This is a genomic window from Paenibacillus sp. FSL H7-0326 (assembly GCF_001955535.1).
Taxonomy (GTDB): Bacteria; Bacillota; Bacilli; order Paenibacillales; family Paenibacillaceae; genus Paenibacillus; species Paenibacillus shunpengii.
In genome coordinates this window covers 90,500-116,708 of sequence record NZ_MPVN01000002.1, presented here as the reverse complement: position 1 = coordinate 116,708, position 26,209 = coordinate 90,500, and the positions used below count along the sequence as shown (strand labels likewise).

General features: G+C 45.1%; 26 protein-coding genes. 16 read left to right on the top strand and 10 right to left on the bottom strand.

What is annotated here, in order from left to right:
• Positions 1-52 precede the first annotated feature (52 nt).
• Complete coding sequence (gene glgA / locus BK126_RS11170; RefSeq protein WP_076312747.1) at positions 53-1,483, top strand: glycogen synthase GlgA; 1,431 nt, start codon at positions 53-55, stop codon at positions 1,481-1,483.
• Between the two features lie 165 nt (positions 1,484-1,648).
• On the opposite strand, the gene BK126_RS11165 is transcribed toward glgA, so the two are convergent.
• Positions 1,649-2,821, bottom strand: coding sequence for a M20 family metallopeptidase (locus BK126_RS11165; protein ID WP_076312746.1), 1,173 nt, complete (start codon positions 2,819-2,821; stop codon positions 1,649-1,651).
• Between the two features lie 235 nt (positions 2,822-3,056).
• Between BK126_RS11165 and BK126_RS11160 the strand changes: the two genes are divergently transcribed.
• The 3 genes from BK126_RS11160 (at position 3,057) to BK126_RS11150 (ending at position 6,041) form a co-directional block, all read left to right on the top strand.
• Positions 3,057-4,508, top strand: coding sequence for an ABC transporter substrate-binding protein/permease (locus tag BK126_RS11160; RefSeq protein WP_076312745.1), 1,452 nt, complete (start codon positions 3,057-3,059; stop codon positions 4,506-4,508).
• Positions 4,495-5,217, top strand: coding sequence for an amino acid ABC transporter ATP-binding protein (locus tag BK126_RS11155; protein WP_076312744.1), 723 nt, complete (start codon positions 4,495-4,497; stop codon positions 5,215-5,217). The genes BK126_RS11160 and BK126_RS11155 overlap by 14 nt, the downstream gene beginning before the upstream one ends.
• A 158-nt stretch (positions 5,218-5,375) precedes the next feature.
• Positions 5,376-6,041, top strand: coding sequence for a 3D domain-containing protein (locus tag BK126_RS11150; protein WP_076312743.1), 666 nt, complete (start codon positions 5,376-5,378; stop codon positions 6,039-6,041).
• A gap of 71 nt (positions 6,042-6,112) precedes the next feature.
• Here BK126_RS11150 and BK126_RS11145 read toward each other — a convergent pair whose 3' ends face one another.
• A complete protein-coding gene (locus tag BK126_RS11145; protein WP_076312742.1) occupies positions 6,113-6,937 on the bottom strand; it encodes a polysaccharide deacetylase family protein in 825 nt (274 codons plus the stop codon).
• 150 nt (positions 6,938-7,087) lie between these two features.
• Between BK126_RS11145 and BK126_RS11140 the strand changes: the two genes are divergently transcribed.
• The 7 genes from BK126_RS11140 (at position 7,088) to mobB (ending at position 12,707) form a co-directional block, all read left to right on the top strand.
• Positions 7,088-8,110: an NADH:flavin oxidoreductase/NADH oxidase gene (locus tag BK126_RS11140; RefSeq protein WP_076312741.1), complete on the top strand. Its 1,023-nt coding sequence runs from the start codon at positions 7,088-7,090 to the stop codon at positions 8,108-8,110.
• A gap of 103 nt (positions 8,111-8,213) precedes the next feature.
• Positions 8,214-8,882, top strand: coding sequence for a PspA/IM30 family protein (locus tag BK126_RS11135; protein WP_076312740.1), 669 nt, complete (start codon positions 8,214-8,216; stop codon positions 8,880-8,882).
• 128 nt (positions 8,883-9,010) lie between these two features.
• Positions 9,011-9,415, top strand: coding sequence for a DUF350 domain-containing protein (locus tag BK126_RS11130; RefSeq protein WP_076312739.1), 405 nt, complete (start codon positions 9,011-9,013; stop codon positions 9,413-9,415).
• A gap of 35 nt (positions 9,416-9,450) precedes the next feature.
• Positions 9,451-9,957 (top strand): DUF4178 domain-containing protein, encoded by a 507-nt coding sequence (locus BK126_RS11125; RefSeq protein WP_047910595.1) that lies wholly within the window; start codon positions 9,451-9,453, stop codon positions 9,955-9,957.
• A 12-nt stretch (positions 9,958-9,969) separates the two neighbouring features.
• Entirely contained in the window at positions 9,970-10,725 is a 756-nt protein-coding gene (locus BK126_RS11120; RefSeq protein WP_076312738.1) for a DUF4247 domain-containing protein, read from the top strand.
• A gap of 163 nt (positions 10,726-10,888) precedes the next feature.
• Positions 10,889-12,163, top strand: a complete 1,275-nt coding sequence (locus BK126_RS11115) for a molybdopterin molybdotransferase MoeA (RefSeq protein WP_076312737.1) — start codon at positions 10,889-10,891, stop codon at positions 12,161-12,163.
• Between the two features lie 16 nt (positions 12,164-12,179).
• Entirely contained in the window at positions 12,180-12,707 is a 528-nt protein-coding gene (gene mobB, locus BK126_RS11110) for a molybdopterin-guanine dinucleotide biosynthesis protein B (RefSeq protein ID WP_076312736.1), read from the top strand.
• Here the strand turns inward: mobB and xerS are convergent.
• The gene (xerS, locus tag BK126_RS11105) at positions 12,682-13,764 is read right to left on the bottom strand and encodes a tyrosine recombinase XerS (RefSeq protein WP_076312735.1); all 1,083 of its coding nucleotides are present in this window, start codon (positions 13,762-13,764) and stop codon (positions 12,682-12,684) included. The two genes, mobB and xerS, sit on opposite strands and share 26 nt — an antisense overlap.
• A 222-nt stretch (positions 13,765-13,986) precedes the next feature.
• Between xerS and BK126_RS11100 the strand changes: the two genes are divergently transcribed.
• Both BK126_RS11100 and BK126_RS11095 read left to right on the top strand, forming a co-directional pair.
• Entirely contained in the window at positions 13,987-14,469 is a 483-nt protein-coding gene (locus tag BK126_RS11100) for a GNAT family N-acetyltransferase (protein WP_076312734.1), read from the top strand.
• Positions 14,470-14,764: 295 nt separating this feature from the next.
• Positions 14,765-16,351 carry a bifunctional metallophosphatase/5'-nucleotidase gene (locus tag BK126_RS11095; protein WP_076312733.1) on the top strand — a complete coding sequence of 529 codons (1,587 nt, stop codon included), beginning with the start codon at positions 14,765-14,767 and terminating at the stop codon, positions 16,349-16,351.
• A 149-nt stretch (positions 16,352-16,500) separates the two neighbouring features.
• Here the strand turns inward: BK126_RS11095 and phnE (BK126_RS11090) are convergent, their stop codons facing one another.
• The 4 genes from phnE (BK126_RS11090) to BK126_RS11075 all read right to left on the bottom strand — a co-directional run bounded on the left by phnE (BK126_RS11090) (position 16,501) and on the right by BK126_RS11075 (position 20,134).
• Positions 16,501-17,307 (bottom strand): phosphonate ABC transporter, permease protein PhnE, encoded by an 807-nt coding sequence (phnE, locus tag BK126_RS11090; protein ID WP_076312732.1) that lies wholly within the window; start codon positions 17,305-17,307, stop codon positions 16,501-16,503.
• Positions 17,308-17,320: 13 nt separating this feature from the next.
• Positions 17,321-18,136 (bottom strand): phosphonate ABC transporter, permease protein PhnE, encoded by an 816-nt coding sequence (gene phnE, locus BK126_RS11085; RefSeq protein ID WP_076312731.1) that lies wholly within the window; start codon positions 18,134-18,136, stop codon positions 17,321-17,323.
• Positions 18,129-18,911 carry a phosphonate ABC transporter ATP-binding protein gene (phnC, locus tag BK126_RS11080; RefSeq protein WP_047910586.1) on the bottom strand — a complete coding sequence of 261 codons (783 nt, stop codon included), beginning with the start codon at positions 18,909-18,911 and terminating at the stop codon, positions 18,129-18,131. The genes phnE (BK126_RS11085) and phnC overlap by 8 nt, the downstream gene beginning before the upstream one ends.
• 116 nt (positions 18,912-19,027) lie before the next feature.
• Positions 19,028-20,134, bottom strand: a complete 1,107-nt coding sequence (locus BK126_RS11075) for a phosphate/phosphite/phosphonate ABC transporter substrate-binding protein (protein ID WP_256209667.1) — start codon at positions 20,132-20,134, stop codon at positions 19,028-19,030.
• Positions 20,135-20,505: 371 nt separating this feature from the next.
• On the opposite strand from BK126_RS11075, the gene BK126_RS11070 reads away from it, so the two are divergent.
• The 3 genes from BK126_RS11070 to BK126_RS11060 all read left to right on the top strand — a co-directional run bounded on the left by BK126_RS11070 (position 20,506) and on the right by BK126_RS11060 (position 23,337).
• On the top strand, positions 20,506-20,760 hold the full coding sequence (locus BK126_RS11070) for a hypothetical protein (RefSeq protein WP_076312730.1): 255 nt from the start codon (positions 20,506-20,508) through the stop codon (positions 20,758-20,760).
• Positions 20,761-20,947: 187 nt separating this feature from the next.
• Positions 20,948-21,841, top strand: a complete 894-nt coding sequence (locus BK126_RS11065) for an aldo/keto reductase (protein ID WP_076312729.1) — start codon at positions 20,948-20,950, stop codon at positions 21,839-21,841.
• Positions 21,842-22,089: 248 nt separating this feature from the next.
• Positions 22,090-23,337: an MDR family MFS transporter gene (locus BK126_RS11060; RefSeq protein WP_076312728.1), complete on the top strand. Its 1,248-nt coding sequence runs from the start codon at positions 22,090-22,092 to the stop codon at positions 23,335-23,337.
• Between the two features lie 75 nt (positions 23,338-23,412).
• Here BK126_RS11060 and BK126_RS11055 read toward each other — a convergent pair whose 3' ends face one another.
• The 3 genes from BK126_RS11055 to BK126_RS11045 all read right to left on the bottom strand — a co-directional run bounded on the left by BK126_RS11055 (position 23,413) and on the right by BK126_RS11045 (position 26,193).
• Entirely contained in the window at positions 23,413-24,126 is a 714-nt protein-coding gene (locus tag BK126_RS11055; protein ID WP_083655858.1) for a 4'-phosphopantetheinyl transferase family protein, read from the bottom strand.
• Positions 24,127-24,131: 5 nt separating this feature from the next.
• A complete protein-coding gene (locus BK126_RS11050) occupies positions 24,132-25,625 on the bottom strand; it encodes an amidase (RefSeq protein ID WP_076312727.1) in 1,494 nt (497 codons plus the stop codon).
• 166 nt (positions 25,626-25,791) lie between these two features.
• Positions 25,792-26,193: a DUF4279 domain-containing protein gene (locus BK126_RS11045; RefSeq protein WP_177178684.1), complete on the bottom strand. Its 402-nt coding sequence runs from the start codon at positions 26,191-26,193 to the stop codon at positions 25,792-25,794.
• Between the last annotated feature and the right edge of the window lie 16 nt (positions 26,194-26,209).

Below are 26,209 nucleotides of genomic sequence, written 5' to 3'. Positions count from 1 at the left end.
ACACCAGCAGTATATATGTAGAGCGAAAGCATCGATCAAGGAGGAAGCACTAATGAATGTACTATTCGCCGCAGCAGAAGGGCATCCATTCATCAAAACGGGAGGACTGGCCGATGTCATCGGCGCATTGCCTCAGGCATTGCGTAAAAATGGGGTTGATGTTCGAGTTGTGTTACCCAAATATAAAGGCATCAATGACCGTTACCGTGAGAAGATGGAGCCTGTAACGGTGGCCGATGTATACGTCGGCTGGCGCAAGCAGTATTGCGGAGTAGAGCGTCTCGTTCATAACGGCGTTACATTCTATTTCCTTGATAATGAATATTACTTCGGCAGAGATGGAATATACGGTTATATGGATGATGGTGAACGATTCGCCTTCTATAATCGTGCAGTTCTGGAAGTAATACCATATCTGGATTTCGAGCCGGATGTCATTCATTGTCATGACTGGCATACAGGAATGATTCCGCTAATCAAAAAGGCGCATTATGATCATCTCCCTGAATATCAGTCGATTAGAACGGTGTTTACGATTCATAATCTGTTGTATCAAGGTATATTCCCGTATGAGGTACATCATGACTTATTAAATTTACATGATCAGTATTTTACAATGGATGGTGTAGAGTACTACGGTAATCTTAACTTTATGAAGGCCGGTTTAGTGTACTCCGATCATGTGACCACGGTTAGTCCGACTTATGCTGAGGAGATTAAGACAGCTCACTACGGCTACGGTCTTGATGGACTGCTCCGATCGCTTGGCAACAAGCTGTCGGGAATCGTTAATGGGATTGATACGGACAGTTATAACCCTAAAACCGATAGAGATCTTGCTGCGGTTTATACCTCAGCAGATATGGATTTAAAACTAAAAAATAAGGCTGCTCTACAGCAGGAGCTTGGATTGCCCGTTCGACCTGAGGTTCCTGTTATCGCAATGGTTACTCGTCTTGTAGAGTCCAAGGGTCTGGATCTGGTATGCAGAACACTTGATGAACTATTGTATTATGATGATGTCCAGTTTATTCTGCTGGGTACAGGTGAACATGCATACGAGCACTGGTTCAATGAGGCAGGTCTTCGTCATCCTGAGAAGATGTCAGCGCAAATAAGGTTCAATGAAGGCTTATCCAGAAGATTCTATGCCGGCAGTGATCTTTTTCTGATGCCTTCCATGTTTGAGCCTTGCGGAATCAGCCAACTGCTCGCATTGCAGTATGGAAGCATCCCGATTGTACGTGAGACAGGCGGACTGAATGATACGGTACAGGCATACAACGAGTTTACAGGAGAAGGAACAGGCTTTACTTTCACCAATTACAACGCACATGACATGCTGTTTACAATTAGAAGAGCAATGCAGTTCTATGATCGAAAGGATCATTGGGAGAAGATCATGTCCAATGCGATGAACGGAGATTACAGCTGGGAAGTATCGGCAGAAGCCTATATGGATATATACGATAGGCTGCGATGAGGTGATTTACATCAGACTTAACTACTTAGCGATTCTAGCTTGAGCTCGTGGGTAGAATAAGGGTTTAACTTATTCGCTTCATAATAAAAAGGGTACCGAGAAATTACACTCGGTACTCTTTTTCTTTTGAGGGGAATTAATATATGTTATTTGAATCCATTTCATTTAAATGTTATTTACTGCACGGTGGGCTGTTTTAATGCGGGTAAGCAGTTCTGGTTGTGTGATGACATCATACGCCGTGTTTCCGAGAGCCTTTGCAGCCAGAAGCATGCCTGAGAGTGCTCGTTCCTCCATAGCCAAATCTCTAAATTCTTTTGAATGAAGCGCATGCTTCTCCTCAATAATTTTAATGTATGGATGGATGGCAGGAATTTTCAAAGATACATTGCCCATATCCATGGAGCCGTGATCGTTTCCGGTGCTGATCTCGTCCTCGCTAATACCAAGCTCTATTAAGTTGGCGCTAAAGACATCAGACAAAATCTCATTTGTGTTCATCTCGTCATATGAAGTTTCATAATTGGAGGTCTTCAAAGTACAGCCGGTTTGAAGAGCACTTCCTTCTGCAATTTTAATGACACGTTCTGTCAGCACTTCAAGCTCTTTACGTGTAGATGCCCGGACATAAAACTGGGCTGAGGCGTAATCCGGAATAATATTGGCAGCTTCACCGCCATGGTTAATAATGCCATGGATGCGAACCGTGCTCTTCACTTGCTGACGGAAGGCATTAATTCCGTTAAACGTTTGAATAACGGCATCAAGTGCGTTAATCCCTTCATGGGGGCTTGCGGCTGCATGTGAGGATTTACCAAAGAACTCAAATTGAATAGCATCCATGGCCAGGGAAGTACCTGATTTCTCATATGCATAGAACGGATGCGTCATCATGGCAATATCACAGTCATCAAATAATCCGGCAGCAGCCATGGGTACCTTGGCTCCTTTGGTTTCCTCCGCAGGGGTTCCGAATACTTTGATGGATCCCCCGATCTCATCAATGACGGATTTGAGACCAACTGCAGCGCCTAAGCTCATCATACAGATTAAGTGGTGGCCGCAGGCATGCCCTAGTTCAGGAAGGGCATCGTATTCACACAGCAGTGCAATTCGCGGTCCGGGCTTAGCAGCGCTGTAAGTACCGATAAATGCGGTCGAAAGGCCAAGCACAGGTGCTTCGACTTCAAAGCCATGGAAAATAAGTTCTTCCTTAAGTCTTGCGGATGCAAGAAATTCCTCGTTACCGAGCTCCGGGTTCTGACCAATATATAATGAAATCTCTTTGAAACGGGAACTATATTGATCAATGGTTTGATTAATGGTTTGTTTGCTCAATTCAAATCGCTCTCCTCGTGGCGGCCTGAATATAAACGGCCTTATTACACAAGCATTATAGCACTGTCAGCATAATGTCGTCTTTAACTTTGTCGAATTCATACTGTTTGAGTCGATTGCCGACGAATAAGCGTGAAAATTATTGGAAGTTCATTGCATATTCATACATTTTCACTTATAATGATGTTTCGATTATTAATAATTTAATTATATGTAAGTTAAGGAGAGACAAGGCTTGAAGAAAACATTTCGGTTGCTAATGCTCTTTATGTGCATGCTCATCCTGCTTCCTGCAGGACTTCAGACGGCTTATGCACAGGATGCTAATAGTGACAAACAGCTAATATTGGGAACTAGTGCAGATTTTCCCCCTTATGAATTTCATACAACGATAGATGGTCAAGATCAAATTGTAGGTTTTGATATCGAAATTGCAAAGGCAATCGCGGAGAAGATGGGAGCAGAGCTGGTCATCCAGGATATGGGCTTTGACAGCCTGCTTCCAGCACTGCAGAGCGGTCGTGTTGACCTTGTAATATCCGGTATGACTCCGACGGATGAACGTCGGCAAAGCATAGATTTTTCCGATCCATATTATAAAGCAAGACAGGTTGTCGTGATTCGTGCTGAAGATACTGAGAAGTACAAGACGATGGCTGATCTTGAGAATTCGAAGCTCGGTGTTCAGAAAGGCTCTGTTCAAGAGGAAATTGCGCAGGGCGTGCCGAATGCGAGTATAACCTCACTGGATAAGATCGGCGATATCATAATGCAGCTTGAAACGGAGCGGGTAGATGCGCTGATCGTAGAGGATACCGTTGCTGCCGGTTACCTAAATGATGACATTGTGCTTGCTGATGCTGTACCGGATGAATCGGAATCCGATGCTGCGATTGGTGTACAAAAGGGGAATACGGAGCTGCTGGCCGTCATCAATGAAACACTTGCTGAGCTTAAAGCAGACGACAGAATTACGGAAATGGTAGAGGAAGCAAGTCTTCTGGCAGCAGGCAAAACTGGAGACAAAAATATTTTTGAAGTAGCTTGGGAATACCGCAGCTATTATGCCAAAGGGATTGGATACACGTTATTGCTATCCGCTCTGGGTGTCATCTTCGGTTTCCTGATTGGTCTAATCATTACACTGGTTCGCATGTCGGGAATTAAGGTTCTTGCGTGGCTGGGTACTGCTTATGTTGAGGTGCTGCGCGGTACACCAATGCTCGTTCAGCTGATGATCATTCACTATGGTTTGGCCCTGGTATTTGGTATTAATCTGTCACCGCTGCAATCGGGTGTGATCACATTATCCATTAACAGCTCCGCCTATCTTGCAGAAATTTTCAGAGCAGGAATTCAGGGAGTGGACAAAGGACAAATGGAAGCTGCCCGTTCACTCGGTATGACGCGTGGAGCGGCACTAAGACATATCATTTTGCCGCAGGCGATGAAGACAGTCCTTCCTGCCATCGGTAATGAATTTATTACCATTATTAAGGAATCGTCTATCATTTCCGTTATCGGTATGATGGATATTATGTACCAGGCGAATACGGTTCGCAGTATTACGTATCAAGGTCTGAGCCCGTATATCATTGCCGCGGTCATCTACTTCATCCTTACCTTCATGCTGTCTAAGCTGTTAGGTGCATTTGAAAGGAAGTTGAGAACAAGTGATAAGCGTTAAAAATTTGCATAAATCCTTTGGGGATCTAAATATTCTGAAGGGAATCGACATCGAGATCGGCAAAGGCGAAGTTGTCGTCGTAATTGGGCCTTCGGGATCAGGCAAAAGTACATTTCTACGCTGCCTGAATCTGCTGGAAGTGCCGACAGATGGAACCATATTGTTCGAAGGCAATTCGATAACAGATCCGAAGCATAACATTAACTCTACCCGTGAAAAAATGGGTATGGTATTCCAGCACTTTAATCTGTTTCCACATAAGACAGTAGGAGAGAATATTACACTTGCCCCAGTCACGGTTAAAAATATTGCTGCACAAGAAGCCGACAAAATTGCCGATGATCTTCTCAAGACCGTGGGATTGTCTGATAAGAAGAACATTTATCCTAACCAATTGTCGGGTGGGCAGAAGCAGCGTATCGCGATCGCGCGAGCTCTTGCGATGCAGCCGCATGTCATGCTGTTTGATGAACCAACCTCAGCGCTGGATCCCGAGATGGTTGGAGAAGTGCTGGATGTCATGAAGAAGCTTGCTGAAGGCGGAGTGACGATGGTCATCGTCACTCATGAGATGGGTTTTGCCCGTGAAGTGGGTGATCGAATTCTATTCATGGATGGCGGTAAGATCGTCGAAGAAGGAACGCCAGAGGAAGTATTCACAAACCCTCAGCATCCACGTACAAAGGATTTTCTCAGCAAAGTATTATAACGATTATATTCTGTAATGAAACTGCCCCAGACATTGATGTCTGGGGTATTTTTGTGTATGAATTAGACTGATTAATTTACGGTTTCCAACATTTACATAATACATGGTTACAAAATTGTGATATATTTACGTCAGTCAAATTCATGAGGGAGGACAATATGTTTAAATCTTTCAAGAAGACTAGCATTGCTGCAGCGATCTTAGGTGCGGCTTTGATGGTTCAGGTTGTTCCCGCGCAGGCGGCAAAGATTCATACTGCTGTAGAAGGGGACACATTTTACACCCTATCCAAAAAGTATAAAGTAAATTTACAACAACTAATGAATGCAAATAATAATATCTCACCATACAACATCTATGGCGGACTGAAGATTACCATTCCAACGACATCGAAATTAACGGCTCAAGCGGCTGGCAGCAACAGCAACCAAGCAGTGACTGCAAGCTTAAATGTAGACAGCTCGAACAAAGTGGTAGAGGCTTGGGGCAAGACGTTTGATTATAGCAAAACACTGAATGTCAAAGCGACAGCTTACTCCTCCGATCCTGCGGAGAACGGCGGATATGGAGCGGTCGATTATTTCGGTAATGATCTGAAGCTAGGTACCATTGCGGTTGATCCTGATGTCATTCCTCTTGGTACCAAGGTACTCGTAACAGGACATTCCCATGACGGGCTGCCTGATAAGGCTTATGTAGCCACGGCGACGGATATTGGCGGTGCAATAAAAGGTAACAAGATTGATATCTTCATTCCTGGAAGTCCGGGCTTTGTAAGTGAATTCGGAATACAGGACGTGAAATTATATTTCATTAAAGAATAAGCTAAGAATTTGAATTCAAATATTTGAATAATCAGCAAACTCGTGATGAGCCAGGGGCTTTCACGAGTTTTTTATTTTTCCAGGCTGATTCCGAGCAGCTCAGGTACCGTGACAAGCTCATAGCCCAAGGCTTGGAGCCTAGTAATTACCTCAGGAAGAGCCTGAATCGTACCGCTGAGATCTGAGCCTACTCCACCTCCACCATGCTGAAGCACAATCGCTCCTGGTCTGATGTCAGACATAATGTTTTGTATAACCTCGTTTTTACCGAGTCCCTTCCAATCGAGCGAATCTACATTCCAATTCACAATACGATAGGAGTGGTCTACAGCCCACTTTAATTGTTCTTCGGTAATCTCGCCATAAGGGGGACGAATCATTTTTGGATAATATTCAATAATTGGATAGGCAGCCTGCTCTGTTCTTTGAATTTCATTCACAAATTCAGGTACGGTCAATCGGTTAAAGTTAGGATGGGAGTAGCTGTGATTACCGATGGCGTGACCTTCTTCATGAATTCTCCTAAAAATGTCGGGATATTTCGCAATCCGATGACCATTCACGAAAAAGGTAGCTGTTACACCATGGCTCTTAAGAATATCTAGAATTTGAGGTGTAAACCTAGGATCAGGAACATCGTCAAATGTAAGAGCTACCTTATTAACTCTCGGTCCATTGGTCAGGAAGTAATGGCTGTATTTCTTGCGGAGCTGTCCCAAAGTCGGCGGATGATGTTCTGAGGAAGCATTTGGAGAATCAGGCTTCTGAATGGCTGCCGGCTGCTCAGGATTGGTATGATTCTTATAGAAGGCATCCGATAAATTCGTGGAAATCAAAGCACTAATAATGGCGATACAGGGCAATAAAATGAAGATGTAAAATGACAAACGCTTCATAAATCTTGTAACTCCTTTTTTATGTATTTGAATGGCTTAAACGGCAACGCTTTATGCAACAACGTGAATAACTACAAGTCATTACCTGTTTGTTATTACCTTAGCAGGATGATATTATTCTAGAAAAAAGGACGAGGAGCTGAGGAGCACTTGAGCCAATTGTTTGAGCCAATTAAGATAAAGGGCCTGGAAATAAAAAATCGCGTGGTCATGCCGCCGATGTGTCAATACAGTGTTACGGAGGAGGATGGAATTCCTAATGAGTGGCACTACGTACATTATGTCAGCCGTGCTGTAGGCGGTACGGGATTGATTATTGTTGAAATGACGGGTATACATCCGGATGGAAGAATTACTAATCTGGATACAGGACTATGGAGTGATGATCACATTCCATCCTATCGCAGGCTGGTGGACGCTGTTCACTCCTACGGTTGTAAGATCGGGATTCAGCTGGGGCATGCAGGCCGCAAGGCTCAAGATGCGAAACCGCCTGTTGCACCTTCTGCCATTCCATTCAGCGAGCGGTATGATATGCCAAGAGCGCTTGAGTATGAAGAAGTGAAGCAGTTGGTCATTGATTATAAAGAAGCGGCGAGAAGGGCAGTAGAAGCTGGGTTTGATACGATTGAAATACACGGAGCACATGGTTACTTGATTCATCAATTCCATTCTCCTCTCACAAATATCCGTGAGGACGAATATGGCCAGGATTTGTCACGATTCGGTGTTGAGATCATCACTGAGGTAAAAGAAGTGATTCCAAGTGATATGCCGATCATCATGCGCATCTCAGCGAAGGAATATGTAGATCATGGCTATGATGTCCGTTATGCGGTTGAACTCGGGCAAAAATATAAGGATGCGGGTGTAGATATCTTCCATATTACCTCTGGAGGAGAGGGCCCGATCGGTTCGGATGGAGGTCCTGCGGCGAGAGCCGGATATCAGGTGGATCTTGCTCATAAATTCAAGAATGAGCTGGAGCTTCCGGTAATTGCTGTCGGCCTGCTGGAGGATTATGAGGATGCGAGAAACGTGGTTGAATCGGGTCAAGCCGATCTTGTTGCGGTCGGTCGGGGAATGCTGCGTGATCCGTACTGGGCTCTGCACGCATCTCAAGCCATTGGCGGCAAGCAGTCTATACCAAAGCCTTATTTAAGAGGATTTTAATTATTTGAAACGCTTCTCAACTTGATTCGTAATATTGGATTAGAAGCAGCTTGCTGAGTTATGAAGAAGAATGCTTATAGAAAACCATTGGGAGGAATACGAAATGTCGTTTTTCAAAAGATTGCGTGATGTTACGATGTCTAACCTTAATGCACTAATTGATAAAGCAGAGGACCCGATTAAATTAACAGATCAATATATTCGTGATATGCAGGAAGACCTGGAGGACGCAGAAAAGGCGGTTGCCTCTCAAATTGCCCTAGAGAAGAAATTCAAAGCGCTGTACGAGGAACAAGAAGCGTTGGTTAAGAAGCGTGAAGAGCAGGCTCACACCGCTGCCAAAGCGCAGAATATTGATCTGGCGCGTCGTGCATTGGAAGAGAAGAAGAATGCAGAAGCGAAGCTTACAGAGTACAAGACAAGTTATGAACAGAACAAGGCAGCCGCTGATAATCTTCGCAGTAAGCTTGAGGAAATGCGTAAGCAGCTCGCTGAAATGAAGAGCAAGCGTGAAACTCTGGTAGCTCGATATAATGCAGCCAAAGCACAAACTGAAATTAACAAGGCAATGAATGATTTTAGCTCAGATTCCGCAACTGCAGGTCTGAAACGGATGGAAGATAAAATGCTGCAGGCTGAAGCTTTAGCAGAAGCAAGCAATGAAATGAACAAGAAGGATAAATCTCTCGACGAAGAGTTTGAGAATCTTGGCAAAGACCAGGCTGTTGAGGACGAACTCGCTGCGCTGATGAAGCAATACGACAATAAATGAGCGTTTTATTGATCAATCTAAGAATGGATAACAGGATCAGCACATATATAAGCGAGGGAGAGACCTTTAAAGTTTCTCCTTCGTTTTTCATGAGGAGTTATCTTGAACAGTGGGGGATGTAGGCCAAGATGGAATTTATGGATATTTTACGCATGCTGGTATGGACAGGATCGGGAGCTGTATTGCTTTTTATACTGATGTATATCGATTCGCTGTTTACGAAGTATAAGGATTTTGCAGAAGTGAAGGCAGGCAATATGGCGGTGACAACGAGACTCATTATGAAGCTGTTCGCACAAGGCTACATTTTGTCATCGTCGATATCTGTTTCGTATCATTTAGGAGACGCATTAATCGTCTCCGTTATTTCTTTTATCATTCTGCTTGTGATCGAAGCGGTTGTCCATTTCATTATTCGCAGGTTCGCTGCCTTTGATATTGATGGAGGCATGCAGCAGGGCAAGATTGGATATGGGTTGTTCTCCGGAACACTGCATATGGTAGGGGCACTGATCATTTCGGCTTCACTATAATTAGGATCGAGTAAGAAATAGGGGATTGATAGATAATGAGTATATGGAAAAGAGTAACGAATCTGCTGTCGAAGCCAAAGCCAGAACCGCAAGAGAAGAGCATGCTGCAGCTGGCTCCTGGAGATATATGCGAGGTATCACTTATCACTTACGAGGTCGTCGGCAGAGTGCAGAATCGTGGACGTAATGCAGTTGTGCTTACGCTTCAAGACGGCAATCAGCTTGCGTACCTGCATATAGAAGAGAGAGAACGACTCACCTACGGACTGTACCAGCCCATTGATGGGCGACTCGACAGCCCGGATGAAGTACCGACAACAATAGAGCTTGATGACAGAGATTATCATATGGAAGAACAATACGCAGGGCATGTACTGACAACAGGAAGAACTCCTTTCTCCCAGAGCGGAGAGCAGCATGTCTGGCAGTATCAGTCTGATGACAATCACCTGCTCAGGATTGAATGGCAAAATGGACGTTTTATGCTGTACGAGGGAGAGCACATCATTCCAGCAGATGTTAAAGTTATTCGGGCAACCTAGGAGAGGTTAACCATGAACAAGCGTTTTTTTTACATGATCAAAATTGTACTTGTCCTCAGTTTATTCGTCTCTGTACTTAGTGGATGTGGAACAGCATCTGCGGTCAAAGAGAGCTACCCGCTCGAATCTGTGAATGGCAGCGGCAATTCAACTTCGTATGTATATCGTGCCGCGGGTATGACCGTACCTGAGGTTGCAGATGAGCTGATGGAAGAGAGATCACCGGAAGAAGTATCTCCGCAGGATACAGAGCGAATGTTCCTAGTATATCCTGATGAGTTATATCATCTGCAGCAAGACCCGGAAGCACCGGAAGATACGCTCATAGAAGTGGACTCGCAAGAATATGTCAGACAGAACTACAGCTCCTCTTTTCTCCAGGGTTATATAACGGCATCGATTCTCGACAGTATGTTTGATTCGTTAAAAGGCGCAGGGAAATATCGGGGTTACACAACTCAGAAGACTTATAAACCATCCCAAGGAACGTATCGGACCCCGACGGATAACGATAAGTCGATCGCACCTCCACTAACGACGAACAAGAGTGGATCCATTATTAGAAGAGGACTGGGAGATTCAGGAGATACAAGCAAGTCAACCTCAGGAAACAGCGTGCTCGAACGAGGCTCCTCATCGTCCTCTTCTTCTAGCAAAGGAAAGATTGAACGAGGGAAGAGCAGTGGATCAAGCATATTCTCATCTCCGAAGAAGAGCAGCAGGCCCAAAACGAAAATTGGCTCCGGTCGAATTACGAGGCGAAGGTAAGCAAGGAATAATAAGAAGAACTGAGCTGAATCTAAAGTGCATTTGCACTTTAGATTCAGCTCTTTTTTTGAACAGAATTATGGAATCAGGCTGTGCAAGCCTTGCAGGGATCGTAAGAAGCCGCTACACTTTGGAAAAAGATGATAAACATAAGGAGTATAGGATGACAAATCTATCAACAGATCCCAAGTTTAATCGTAAAGCGATACAAGTCGAAGCTGCTCAGCAGATGATAACGAGTTATATACAGGAGATGGACACGGAGCTCATAAGTATTGATGAGGTGCATGGCCGTACGATTAGTCGAGATATTCACGCACCGCACCCCTACCCTTATTTTCGGAGATCAGGGATGGATGGATATGCTGTGAAGAGCAGCGATCTTCATGAGGCTTCGGGTACGAATCAAATATGGCTTCAAGTCATTGATGAGATTCCATGCGGATATGCGTCAGATAAAGTTATTCACTCTGGAACAGCGGCCAGAATTATGACCGGAGCACAAGTGCCGGATGGAGCCGATGCGGTCGTTATGATTGAGGCTACCGAGGTCCGAAATGAAGCTGAAGCTAAGGCTGTCGGTTTTAAACGTTCTATCACAGCCGGCACCAATATTACACCCATCGGATTAGAAATCTCAGAAGGTGACCTGCTGATCAAAAAGGGAACGCTGCTGTCTGCAGGAGAAATATCGGTCCTTGCTACCTTCGGATTTCATGAGGTACCGGTATATCGTAAGCCACAGGTCGCTGTCTTCGCAACAGGAACAGAGCTGCTTCGTGTAGATGAAGAACTGCAGCCCGGCAAAATTCGAAACAGCAACAGCTATATGCTCGTATCTCAAGTGAAGCAGGCCGGCGGTGAACCGCATCTGCTGGGTTCGATCGTGGATGATATTGAGCTTGCGCGGCGCATGCTGGAGGAAGCGGTACAGAAATACGATGTAATTATAACGACCGGCGGGGTCTCTGTCGGGGACTATGATATTATGGGCGATCTTGTTCGGCAGGATGATGTAGAAATGCTGTTTAACAAGGTCATGATGCGGCCTGGCAGTGTGACCACCGCTGCTGTCGTGCAGCGTAAATTACTGTTCGCCCTGTCGGGTAATCCAGGTGCATGTTATGTCGGGTTTGAGTTATTTGTAAGACCGACTCTTCGAATGATGCAGGCATCGGATTCGCCTTATTTGGAGAAGTGGACCGCAACCTTAGGAGAAGATTATTCCAAGGTAAACAATTTCACTCGTTATGTTCGGGGCAAATTAAGCATTAAGGACGGAAAAGTATACGCATCTGCGGCAAAAGTGGACGAGTCGAGTGTCATGGTCACAATTAAGGATAGTGATTGTCTCATTATAGTTCGTCCAGAATCCAAAGGGCTTAAGGCAGGGGACTCCGTAGAGCTGCTTAAGATGAACACGGCAGCCGGATGCTAGAAGAAGGGGGAGCAGGATGAGTTCTCATGATACACACTGCGTTCAATCGAGGATTTGGCAAGTCATTGGGTATAAGAATGCGGGGAAAACGACGCTCATTACAAAATTGGTGCAAGAGCTGAGAGAACGAGGGTATACGACGGCTGTAATTAAGCATGACGGGCATAACCATTTTGATATAGATCATCCAAACACAGACAGTGGAAAATATAGTGAAGCTGGTGCGGAAGCCGTTGCAGTCATTTCTGATACCAGACATGCGGTCATCGAGAAACGGAGTGCATCGCTTGAGGATATCATCAAGCGATTCTCTGTCTATGATTACATTTTGGTGGAGGGCTTCAAGAATGCAGCTTATCCAAAGCTGCTGATGGTGCGAGAACAAGAGGATCTTGCTTTACTTCAGCTGGAACAGGTGAGAGCAGTTATTGCTGCCGAGTCAGAATGGCTGGATAAAGAACAGCTGCCTGAATCGGCAGCCTGTTACAATCGAGACGATGTCACGGGGATTGCAAATTTTATGATTCGGTGCGGCGTTCAATAGCTTCGGACATTGTTTTGTCGGTTAGATGGGCATAGACCTCTGTCGTTTCTGTAGAGGCATGACCCAGCTGCTCCTTGGTCTTATAGATATCATTCTGTAAATAGTAGTCGGTCGCAAAGGAATGGCGAAGCTTATGAACCGTGAGATAAGGCTTCCCAAAGCGTTTGGCATACTTGATAATCATCGCTTGAATGGCACGCTTTGTCATGCGTTTCCCTTCTTTTTGACCATTGGGGACCGTGACGAAGAGTGCTTTTTCTCTTTTGGGTGTATGGTAGCGAAGTGTCCGCAGCTGCATATAGGCGAGAAGATCGTCTTTTGCCTGCTCTCGGAAATAGACTGGATTCTTAAAGGTCTCATCGTTGTTACCCTTGCGGTATACATAAAGTACCTTGTTATTAAGATCAAGATCATCAACGTTTAGATTCACGACTTCAGATACCCGCAGTCCTGAATTGAGAATAAGACTAGCAATGCATGCATCTCTTTCCTTATTCTGTTCATGGGAGTACAGTGCTTGCTTGTTCTTCTCGACATCCTTCGCATATCCCTCTAATATGTAGCCGATAAATTCAAGCAGCTCATCCTCCTCGAGTATTTTACCTTTGAGCTTGGCCGCTGTATCCTTGGGTTTATGAACTCGCTTGATCTCGATTTTGGCCATAATATTGCGCTTCAGGAGCGGGTAAAACTCCTCATCCTCGGCAATCTGGCTGAGATAATGAAAGAGTGAGCGAAGAGAGGACAGCTTGCGGGAGATGGTAATTCGTGAATTCGCACCTTCTCTCTTCGTCGTTAAGTAGATCCGATAGCCTGTGATGCTGTCCATACGGAGTACTTCCAGATCCTTCAAGGTGACATCCGAGTTCTTCTCCGCCGCAGATAATCCCTCTGCACGAAGCCAGGTAAAAAATGTATCGTAATCCCTGACATACTCCAGCAGAGTGGAGGGTGACAGGTCCGGCAGTTTGTAGTCAATGAATTGCTGAACGAACCAGGGCATGGTTACAACACGTTCATCAAGCTTCTTGCGGTCGGTTTCTTTTTGTATATGCATAGCAATGTAACCCCCGGTTTATTAGATTTATGGATTGACCTTATTTTACCACATTGATTTTTCAAAGGAAAAACACTCCGGCTTAGAAGAAGGAAGAAGATCAGACAGTACGCTTGAAGGTCAGAAACGAAAGTTTTATAGTTTAGTAGAATGGACTCGGTGTAATCGTGTTTAATAGACGTAGAGTGTATATAAAAAAGAACAAGCACGGGGTGATATAAAATGGAATTAAGCCTCACCATTGTATCCAGGGAAGAGAGCCAGGTTATAAGGCATTTGATGCAATTCTATTTATATGATTTTACCAAGTATTTAGATATTGATGTGAACAGTGATGGTGTCTTCCCCGAATATCCGAACTTGAACGAGTATTTTATCCGTTCGGACAAGTTCCCCTTTCTTATTCGAAGCGGACAAGTGCCTGCTGGATTTGCGCTAGTTGAACGATTGTCCGAACGCCGTGAAGGTGATTACTATATGACAGAGTTTTTTGTGATGCAAAAATATCGTCGCAGCGGTGTTGGCACCTGGGCAGCTCAGGAGCTGTTCCGCCGCTTCCCGGGGGAATGGAAGGTGTCGCAGGTCCGTACGAATGTTGCTGCCCAGGCCTTCTGGCGGAAGGTGATCGGTTCGTATACGGACGGCCAGTTCCGTGAGCGATTCCACCCCGAGTCAGGGAATCCAAGCCAGCATTTCGTGACTTGAACCTCGGTTCAGTCCATGTGGTATGTCCAGGTCTGATTGAGACAAATATTTTTGAATCACAAAAAGAATCGGAGCAAAAGGCTGGTTTGATTCTGTTTAAACCAAGTAGATAGCGCATTGTGAGGACCACCTTTTCCTGTAATGAGGGAAGGTGGTTCTTTTGTGTGCATACAGAGGACCATTGTAAACGGATAATTAACTTTAAATCAACAAATCTTTACGATGCGTTATTGGTTTTCTTTTACAATAGAATGGGAGTATTACGCATTTAGAGCATGGGAGGATACATAAAATAATGAATTCAACAAATACAGTAACGATTACACTGCTCCAGACAAGTGATGTACATGGTCATATCTATCCAACAGACTACCGGGGACCGGGGGATAAGCCGCTCGGCTTTGCCAAGCTGTCAGAGCTCATCCATAAAGAAAGGATGGAGGATCCGTCTCTGCTGCTGGTGGACAATGGAGATCTATTGCAGGGGACTCCCTTCATGTATCATTATGCCAAGTACGATAGGAAGGGTGTCCATCCTGCAGCGACTGTGTTAAATACGCTGCAATATGATGCAGCGATAATTGGCAATCATGAGTTTAACTACGGGCTGGACCTGTTACAGCGCACGATGGAGGATACGAAATGCCCTTATCTCTCCGCTAACATTGTGAATGAGACGGATGGCCGGCCGGCGTTTGGACAGCCTTATCGTCTATTTGAGATGCAGGAGGGCATTCGAATTGCTGTTCTGGGTGTGACGACCCACTATATTCCGAACTGGGAGGAACCCTCGAACATTCAAGGTCTGGCATTCGAGGATGCGCTTGCCTCCGCGCAGCGCTGGGTAACTCACATTCGGGAGATGGAGAACCCGGATGCCATCGTCGTAAGCTATCACGGCGGGTTTGAGCGTGACCCTCATACAGGAGACGCCACGGAGCCTCTGACAGGAGAGAATCAGGGCTATGAGATGTGTATGCAGCTTGACGGTGTTGATGTGCTGCTCACAGGTCATCAGCATCGTCTGCTTACCGGAGAGCTGAACGGCGTGATCTATGTACAGCCGGGCTCTTCAGGACAGGCGATATCCAAGGTGCAATTGATGTTTAGCCGCAAGCCGGAAGGTGGATGGGTGATCCGTGACAGGAATGTCATGCTTCTGTATGCAGAGGATGCACAGGCAGATCCTGAAATTCTTCAGATCTTTGCCGAAGGTGAACGAAGAACTCAGGCATGGCTGGATCAGCCGATTGGCAGAGTCGAAGGGGATATGTCGATTGCAGATCCCATGGCCGCAAGACAGAGGGATCATGCCTTTACGGAGTTCGTTAACCGGGTACAGATGGAGACAACAGGGGCACCCATCTCCTGTGCAGCGATTTTTACCAATGAAGCGAGAGGGTTCACCGAGCACATTACGATGAGAGATGTCGTTTCTAATTATATTTATCCTAACACACTCAAAGTGCTGCTTCTGACCGGCAGCGATATCCGGGCTGCACTAGAACAGAATGCTCGTTATTTCAGTCTGGATGAGAATGGAATAGGTCTTAGAACCTCCGAGAGCTATCTTCAACCGAAGCCGCAGCATTTTAATTATGACATGTGGGAAGGAATCGAATATGAATTGGACATTTCCAGACCTGAAGGAAGCCGAGTCACGAAGCTGTTATTCAAAGGCTCTCCATTAGCGGATGACGCTGAATATGAAGTGGTCATGAACAGCTATCGGGCAGGAGGGGGAGGGAACTTCTCCATGCTGGTGAACAAGCCTGTCGTACGGGAGATCCCGACAGATATGACGGAAATTTTGGCAGACTATATCATGAAGCGAGAAACCATACATGCTTCCTGCAATAACAATTGGAGAGTTATCTACTAAACCAGCTGTACTCTCCCGCTCAGAACATAGTAAAGAAACCTCCGAATGCATTCGGAGGTTTTTGGCTTGCAATGATTTTTTTAATATAAAAGAATCAATATCACAATACCTTTATCTGCTTAACTCAAGGGTATATTTGATTCAAAAGATTAGCCATTAACGAGCTTGGAGCGAAGTCGATTGGACATCCATTCGATAAGAAGGATAAAAATCACTAAGCCAATCAGAATGGAGCCGACTTGGTTCCAGCGGTAGCTGTTCATCGCAAAGATAAGAGGAGCACCGATTCCTCCTGCACCAACGAGACCCAGGATCGAGGCTTCACGCATATTCATGTCGAAACGGTAGATTGTCACCGACAGAAACAGTGAAAAGAGCTGTGGGATGATACCGTAGCGGATCTTCTCAAATGTGTTGCAGCCAAGAGAGGTCATTGATTCCAGTACCTGCTTGTCCAGTTCTTCAATGGAGTCAACATACAATTTGGACAGCATGCCGATAGAGGTGAGTCCGATGGTCAGCACGCCTGCAAACGGTCCGGGTCCAGTTACCCCAATGAACATAAGTCCATATACGAGCGCGGGAATCGTTCGAATCATAATGAGCAGCAGTCTTGTCAGCCAAGCGATAGGCTTTGGCACGATATTGGATGCTGCTAAGAAAGAGAGCGGAACAGACAGCACGGCACCGACAAGTGTTCCCAGTATGGCGATGGCTGTCGTTTGAAGCAGCAGGTAGAGCACTCCTTGCTCCGTTAGACTGAACAGCAGTTCGAGATCGGGAGTAACAATACCTGTTAATATATTTAATGCAATCGAAATTCCTTTTTGATTCACGTCCTCGAAGCTTACGGTGTCTAGTGACCAGATGAACAGAATCAGCACAATAATGGTAACCGTCAAAATATATCGATGATTCCGAGGGGAAGCACCCAATTGCTTCTCAATGGTTGTCATAGCATGGATCTCCTCATGTTAACTTTTTTCTGAAATGTTCACTGATCGATTCGATAATATAAACCGTGATAACCAGTGCAAAAACGATCATGCCAACGTTCGAATAATCACGCCAGCCCAGGTTCTCCTTGATGAGAAGACCGATCCCTCCGGCGCCTACATAACCAAGAATGGCTGCATAGCGAACATTCCCCTCGAAGCAGAACAAGGATGTAGATAGATACCGGGAGAGCACTTGTGGAAAAATAGCATAGCGAAAAGCTTCCACCCGGTTCATTCCAATCGACTCCATCGCTTCAAACGGTCCCATGTCGACGTTCTCAATTTGCTCATACAGCAGCTTACCAACATAGGAGAGTGTGAATAAAATAATGGCGACGAGGCCCGCCATAGGTCCGAGTCCAAAGATAAAGGTCGCAATCAAGGCGGTGACCAGCGTCGGCAGTGTTCTTAACAAGCTCATCATAATCTTGAAGATCGAAGTGATTACCTTGTTTCGCATCACGTTGGATGAAGCGAGCAGGGCAAACGGCAGGGCGAGGATCGCTCCAATCATAGAGCCGAGCAGTGACATTTGCAGTGTCGCGAGAAGTGCTTCCAGCAGCTTCGGGAAGTAGCTCCAATTCGGAGGAACCATTTCACCTAATATTTTGAAGAAGTTTTTGATTCTCGAAAATAGCAATTGAAGATCAAAGCCGGTTAATTGAACAGATGCTGCAGTCAGGATCGCTAGAATAACGAGAATAAGCGGAAGTCTTGTTCTTTTTTGCATAACGACCTTACCGTTATCCAGCACCAGCTGCTTCGGCGGAAACAATTTGTCATACATGGGTCAGTGCCACCTCCTCCGGGAGGGGAACATCCTTGAGCTTGCTGCCGTATATTTCATCCAGGGTGTCCTTGGTAACTTCAGACGGCGGACCGTCAAATACAATTTCGCCTGCTCGAACCCCGATAATACGCTCCGCATATTCGAGTGCGACCTCCACATGGTGGATGTTCATAATGACAGAGATGTTCAAGGTTTCATTGATGTTCTTAAAGTCATCCATCACAATTCGGGAGGTGACCGGGTCAAGGGAAGCGATCGGCTCGTCCGCTAGGATGATGTCAGGATTCTGGGCAAGTGTCCGTGCAAGTGCTACCCGCTGCTGCTGTCCGCCCGACAACTGGTCTACCCGAACATAAGCTTTGTCGAGAATGCCTACTTTATCTAAAGCCTCGAGTGCTTTTATTCTCTGTTCTTTGGTGAAGATTCCGGTCAGCTTGCGCCACATCGGAAGATGCGGGACAAAGGCGACAAGCACGTTGTTGATCACGCTGATTCGGTTGACTAAATTGAAGGATTGAAAAATCATGCCAATTCTCTTACGAAAATTCCGCACCTGCTTGCCTCTTAGCTTGGATACATCGACTTGATCTACAAACAGCTGTCCGTCTGTAATATCATGCATACGATTAATGCACCGAATGAGGGTCGACTTACCTGCTCCGGACAGTCCGATGACAGCAACGAATTCGCCTTGCTCGATCTTGAGGTTAATATTTTGCAGTGCAGTTGTGCCGTTCTGGTAGGTCTTTTGTACATTGATAAACTCGATCATGGGTTAAACTCCATTCCTATGGTTTTTGCTGCCGAGATGAAAAAGGAGAACATCATTAGAAGCCTGATGCTCTCACTTTTTTTAAAAGCATATTATTTGGTTTGGTTCCGTTTATCTTATTGATTTTTCATGTTACGAATCAGCTCTTGTGCTTCTCTCTCACCGTCATAGTCAGAGGATTGAGCTTTTTGGTAGCCTTCGTGGCTGTATACAGCAATGACATTCTTACCTTCTTCTGTCTTCGCGATCTCGATAAATGCTTCCTGAAGAGCGGCTTTGAGATCATCGGTAATGACTTCACTGTTCTTGCTCACGCTGATTGTATCATTGTAGATTCCTTGGGTTACACCGATGACATTCGTCTCATCCCAGATCGGGCTTGTGCGGTTAAATTCACTAGTCCATTGTTCAGCGTAATCGCGTCTAGCGTCAGCAAATGCAACGATAACATCGACCTGCTCTGCAGCCAGTCGGCCAAAGGAGCTGCCGTAAGAATCGGATGTCACGACATTGGACAGATCCGTGATGCTCTTCTGGTAGTTGCTTTGCAGCCACAGCGTTGGATAAATATAACCTGCAGAAGAAGTTGTTGACATAACTGCCCAGTTAGCGTCATTCAATTCTTCCCAGGAGAGTTCTTCGCCGTTATTCACTTTCTCAGCAAGCTCTTGTCCTTTAGCAGATGGCCCTGCGATGACCAGTGAGCGATAATAGGTTGCTTGCTCACTAGTTGGTTCCGTTGGTTTGTTTTCATTCCAGTCTTTTGGAGCATCAGAGTCGTTAGACAATCCTGCACGCGTTGCGGTCAGAATGACATCAGCTCCGTCATCATACAGCGCGTAGGTTCCGCCGGGAATAAAGCCGATATCTGTCGTTCCTGCGGATAGTGCTTCACCGACAGCTTCATAGGTCGTACCTACATCGATGCTGATTTCTCCAACTTCAAAGCCTTGTGTAGAGAGCTGCTCCTTCAAGAGATCCTTAAGCGGGTCCGTTGCTGTAATAATATCTTCCGGGTCTTTGGAAGGAACAAAGCTGATTTTGAGCTGATCAATGGTTTGGGTTGTACTGGCTGCTTCGCCAGATGTTCCTGTGTTATCCGAAGTCTGTGAAGTGGTAGGCGCCGTTGGTTCTTGTGATGAAGTGCCGGCATTAGAGCCACAGCCTGCAATTAGAGCGGTAACCAGAGTAAAAGTAGTAAGAAGCATGTTTCTTTTTTTCAATTCATAACCCCCGATAGATTTGATTATTCAAGGCAAGGCAAGTATCCCTATCTTGAAAGACAAGCTCATTGTACCTTCGGAATGTTATATATTTATAAACGTAGTGTCAGAGGGGTTATAAATTTGGATATGTTTCCATCAATTTCTACATATTAAGTCAGGATTCGTGTTGTTTTTCGAGTACATTGTAAAATTATCTGTCTGTTGAGCCGCAATTTTCGCTTTTATACCTGTGGTCGAATTTCAAAAAGAACTTACAATGATGAAAGGAATATGTAGTTAGATATTCTAAATTATAGATTTATCGTTCTCCTTCCTTATAGTATAGTTTCTTGGACAACAAGAATATTGCTGACTAGGAGATGAAGGAAATGCAGTTATTTAAGAGATTTAGTTTTTGGCTCCCCCTTTTAAGTGTATTGGTGTGTATATTTAATGCTATGGGGATAGATGACTACAACATATTACTGGTATTAACGAGTCCGCATTTGGCACTACTTGAAAATATTCCTTCTATTGGACGTCATTTAAATGGGATGACAATTATTTATTTTATTAATGTCTTTGGCTGGTTGGTCATTGGATTGATCATAGATTTGATCATTAATCAATTTAAGCCGGCTTAATATCACTTAACTAAGAAGTGCAGCAGTCATAATATACCGCTTTTTGTAGTCTAATTCAGGACGAAGCTTTGAAATTGAAATAAATATGGAGAGAGCACCTCGTATTGTTTCGCTTTTTCATGAGGTGGTAATACGAACATGTCAGATATTTTAATAAAATTGACATTAACCCAAGGAGGCTAGATTTATGGAACAGCGCTCTTATGGAAACACAGGAATGAAGGTCAGCGTACTGGGTTTCGGCGGGTCAGAGATTGGATCTGGCATTTCGAAGCCTGAGGTGGATCGTCTGCTCGGAAGTGCGATTGAAGCTGGATTGAATGTGATTGATACGGCGGAATGTTACGGAGACAGTGAGGAATTGATCGGGCAGGTGCTTGGTCCCAAGAGAGAGGAAGTGTATCTGTTCACGAAATGTGGACATGCTTCCGGATATGACCAGCCGGATTGGGATCCGGTCATGCTGTCTAATTCGATCGACCGCAGCTTAAGAAGACTGAAGACAGATTATGTGGATATGATTCATTTGCACAGCTGCTCGGAGGAAGTGCTTCGGGAGGGCTCCGTCATTGAAGTACTGAATCGGGCCAAGGAAGCAGGAAAAACAAGATTTATTGGCTACAGCGGAGATCATAAAGATGCATTGTATGCCGTTCAGACGGGCGTGTTCGATAGCCTCGAAACTTCTGTCAATATAGCGGACCAAGAGGCCATTGAGCTGACCATTCCTGAAGCCCGGAAGCGGGGAATGGGCGTGACAGCGAAACGGCCGCTGGCCAACGTTGCCTGGACTTATGATACGCTTGAAGAAACGGCCTACCCATTCGTGTATTGGAATCGATTACGGGACTTGAATTACGGATTCTTAGGTGAGAGCAATGAGGAGGCTATTGCTAAGGCGCTAGGTTTTACTTTATCTGTGCCTGGTGTGGATACGGCCATTGTAGGCACCAAGAAGCCAAATCGTTGGCAGGAGAATGCGGATTTATTACGAGAGCACCTGCTTGCCAAGGAAGATTATGAGATCATCCGTGAGCGGTGGAGAGAAATTGCATCCGATGACTGGACCGGTAGAACCTAATATCGTATTTGATCAGAACCTTAGGGTGAATAAGTCATCCTAAGGTTTTTTTATGGGAAATAACTTGAATTATTATATGATTATTACAACATATGAAAAATTCATAATAGAATAGTATAGTATAGAGGTATCTATTTACTATGGATTGTCCTGCCTCTTGTACGCGTGCTTACATGTATTGACAGATAGCGAATTAGCTGAAATGATATGTATTAACTTACTTATTAGCAGATTCAGATGGAGGCAATATGAACAGTCATTTAAAACAGATTCACCCGCTCGCTTGGACCATTATCGTAGGAACGATGTTCGGAAGAATGGCCACCTCGATGAGTATTCCTTTTCTGTCGATCTATCTCATTAAATCGATGGAAGCAAGTCCAGCGGAGGCAGGTATGGTTGTCGCTGTCAGCTCGCTGATCGGCGTATTTGCCAGTTTTTATGGGGGATACATATCGGACCGAATAGGACGTAAAAAAGTTTTGATCTTCTCGATTTTTAGCTGGGCGCTTGTATTTATCGGCTTTGCCGTGGCCAATCAGATTTGGATGTTCTTTGTTATGAACGCATTGAATGGGCTGTGCCGAGCTGTTTTCGAGCCAACCTCACGAGCGATGCTGTCGGATATTACAGATCCGAAGAACAGGCTGTTAATTTTTAACTTGAGGTATGCGGCCATTAATGTCGGTGTCGTGATCGGTCCTTTACTCGGGTTGCAGTTTGGAACCTCACAGAGCGGAGCCCCATTCATAGCCGCAGGGTTGGTATACATCTTATATGGACTGGTTCTTGTATTCCAGTTCGGTAGAAAAAGTGATATTGACCTTGGCCGTGCTGCCATAGCTCAGTCCGTATCTTTAAAAGAAGCTTTTATGGTGACTAGCCGTGATCGTACCTTTATGTATGTGCTAATCGGGTCTATATTCTGTGTGTTAGGATATGGACATTTTAGTTCGACGCTCCCGCAATATCTTGAGCTCAGCCCGAGCTTCGAGAATGGAGCAGAGATGTTTACTTACATGCTGTCCATGAATGCCGTAGTCGTGCTGATCGTGCAGTATCCGCTGGTAAGATGGTTTAAGAATTTTCCTCCTGCGGTATCTTTAATCGTAGGTAATGCTTTTGTGGCCAGTAGTTTGCTTGTATTTGGTTTGTTTGAATCCAGATGGATGCTGCTGCTTGGTGTCGTAATATTTACAATTGGAGAAGTGCTCATGTTTACGCTTATGGATCTATTAGTAGACAGGATCGCTAAACCAGAGCTGCGTGGGACTTATTTCGGTATGATCGGATTTAACAATATGGGGAATGTACTCGCCCCGGTCATTGGAGGGTGGTTGTTAACCTCGCTATCTGTGGATCAACCGGTAATGATATTTATGCCTTTAATGCTAATGACAGCATGTGGCATTCCATTCTTGCTGCTCGCCCACTTTAAGATGCGTGATCGGAAGATGGATCAGCCAGCTGACAAACAAGCTAATGTCGCTAGTTAACATGAAGTGAGCTCATTAAGTTTAATATAAAATAACGCCAGCATGGTAATGACTCTGCTGGCGTTATTTTTATTTCTACGACTTGCTTCGGAGTATCGAATGACCTGCCAAGAGTTGATCCAAGGTCATGAAATCTATGGATTCTGGTACATGTCCTGATCGGCTGCAAACCGCGAGAGAGTAATCAGGGTCGATTGCATAACTTCTAAAGGACCAAGCTTCTTCGTTCCCCTCGTTAGAGCTAGAGAATGTGATTTCTCCCTGATGGGTTATATCAAATTCGAAAGAATCAAGGGGAATGGAAAGTCCGGCACCTTTCGCTTTTACATAGCTTTCCTTAAGCGTCCATAGGGAATAGAATATATGCTTCTGCTCTAAGTTGACCTGGTTATGCACCAGCTCCGCTTCGTTCCGAGTAAAGAATCGATCTGCTAGAGTCAGGTCCACATCATTTATTTCTTCAATATCAATACCAACAGGGTGTCGATCAAAAGCAGCTACCACCCATGCCCCTGAGTGAGAGATATTGTAATGATGCGTGGGATAATGAACAAATTCAGGTTTACCGAAGCGATTGATCTGCCTGTCCAACTGGTTAGGGGACAGATTCCAATGTTCGACAGCGTAGCTCTGAATTAGCAGCTCTCCGCATAGAGATCTTAATTGGTCCGCATACCGTCTGAACCTGCGAATCTTCTTTTGCTGTTCGCACGGCAAAGCTCCTACGATCTCATTCAAATCAATGGGCTGCTCCATTGCAGTGTGCAGTTTGACCCCAAGAATGTCCATTGGCCTTAATGTTCACCTCCGGGAGTCAAAGGAGAGATCCACAGGTCTGTATTCTCAAGCAGGTGAGCCAGCTGCAGCATCTCATGCTCTCTTCCTTTAGCAGACATAAACTGAACACCCATAGGCAGCCCAGACTTACTAAGATGAAGGGGGAGGCTCATAGCCGGTGTACCTGTCAAATTAGCAAGCTGTGTGAACGGAGTGTAAGTTAAGCTAGGTTCAAACATGTCATAGATAAGCTCTTGCTGCTTGTCCTTAGATAACTCACTTACCCTAAGCAACTGCTCAATCTTCGCTGGCCCAGGCGTCAGTTCACCAATCTGTGGAGCCGGATAAGCATTGGTCGGTGTGATATAGAAATCATATCGGTCAAAAATAGTGGCCATTTGTGCGGCAGCAACGTCCCACTCTGCAAGACTATGTACAAATTCCGCTGCGGACAATTTTCGGCCAGCCTCTAGGAGCACCCAGCCTTCAATTTCAATATCCTCTGAAGTAATGGTTCTTCCAAGTCCACGCTCCATCTTCAGTACCATAGCTGCCATCTCACCGCTGTTCATCATATAATAGTTCTCCATGAGATGAACACCGTTTACTGGACTTTGCTTTTCTTCGACAAGATGTCCTTCGGATTCCAGGTATTTCACGACCTTGAGCACTGCCTCCTTGGCATCCTCACTGACAGGCGTGCCTACTGGAGAATCCATCGTATAGGCAATTCGATATTTCCGTTCAAGCGATAAATACATATCCTCCAAGTGCCTTCCAGGGTACAGCGGAACTTGGAATGCAGCTTCGTTCTGAATCACCTGCAGTACATCGAGTAGTGCCGCACTGTCCCTCACCGTTCTCGATAGGGCAAAATCAATGGATGCACCCTGCCACTGCCGGCCAACCCCGGGGCCTACAGGAGTACGTCCACGGGTAGGCTTTAATCCAAACAGTCCACTGAACGAAGCGGGAATGCGAATTGATCCTCCGCCATCACTTGCTCCGGCGATGGGTACCATGCCGGAAGCAACGGCTGATGCCGATCCTCCACTGGAGCCGCCGGGAGAGTGGCCTGTATTCCATGGGTTTCTTGAAGGGCCGTGCAGCTTAGGCTCGGTAATATTCTTAAGACCAAATTCCGGGGTATTCGTGTGTCCGATCGGAATAAAACCGGCTCTCCGAAGCTTGGCTACATAATGAGAATCGTAGAGCGGCCTGTGTTCAGCAAATAATTTGGAGCCTGATGTCAGAGGCTCTCCAGCAATGGCTTGTGAAATGTCTTTGAGCAATATGGGGACACCTGCAAATGGCTGGGCGAGTGTGTTCACCTCACCTGCTTCTTGCAGTGCAGCTTCGTAGCGAGTACGGACCACCGCATTCAGCTCAGGATTCAACTGATCGATCTGTTCAATGGCAGCAGTTACAAGCTCTACTGGAGAAATTTGTTTATCTCTTATCAACTGGGCGAGCCCTACTGCGTCATATGATGTATACGGAAAAGAAGTCATAGGCTAATTGATCATCCCTTTCTAATCGTTCTCTCTATCATAACGCATATATCTGTCAGGTTTCCATGTGCAGTTGGAGGAGAGATGGAGGAGAAAGTGAAAATTCATTTAGATATAAAAAGTCGCCGTCCAAACGGACAGCGACTTTACAATAACTCTTTAAGATCTAAAAGACATAGAGATCAAAATCCAGCTCAGCTCCAATGTCATTCACGAATGAGATCGTATCAATATCTAAATAAATGGCGGGTGTCTGATTCTGTTCAATTTTTATAACGATAAAGAATTTATAAAATAAGTCATGTGATCTTTTTAATTCGAGCAATTCATTCTTTTTGTTTTTTAGGACAGAAATCAATTTATTCAACTGCATATTTATATCCAGAGATTCCTCGTATCCAGTACTGATCGACCATGCGGATTCTTTCCGAACGATGTCGCGGTTCTTTATTTTGTCTCCCTTAGTATAGAACTCTGAGGGTGCGATCTCTAGTTGACTTGTTATATCCTCAGCAGTGAAAAGTTCGCCGATGATTGAAAACTCAGTCATAACCGAAGTAGTATGCATCCTTCTTAATCCTTTC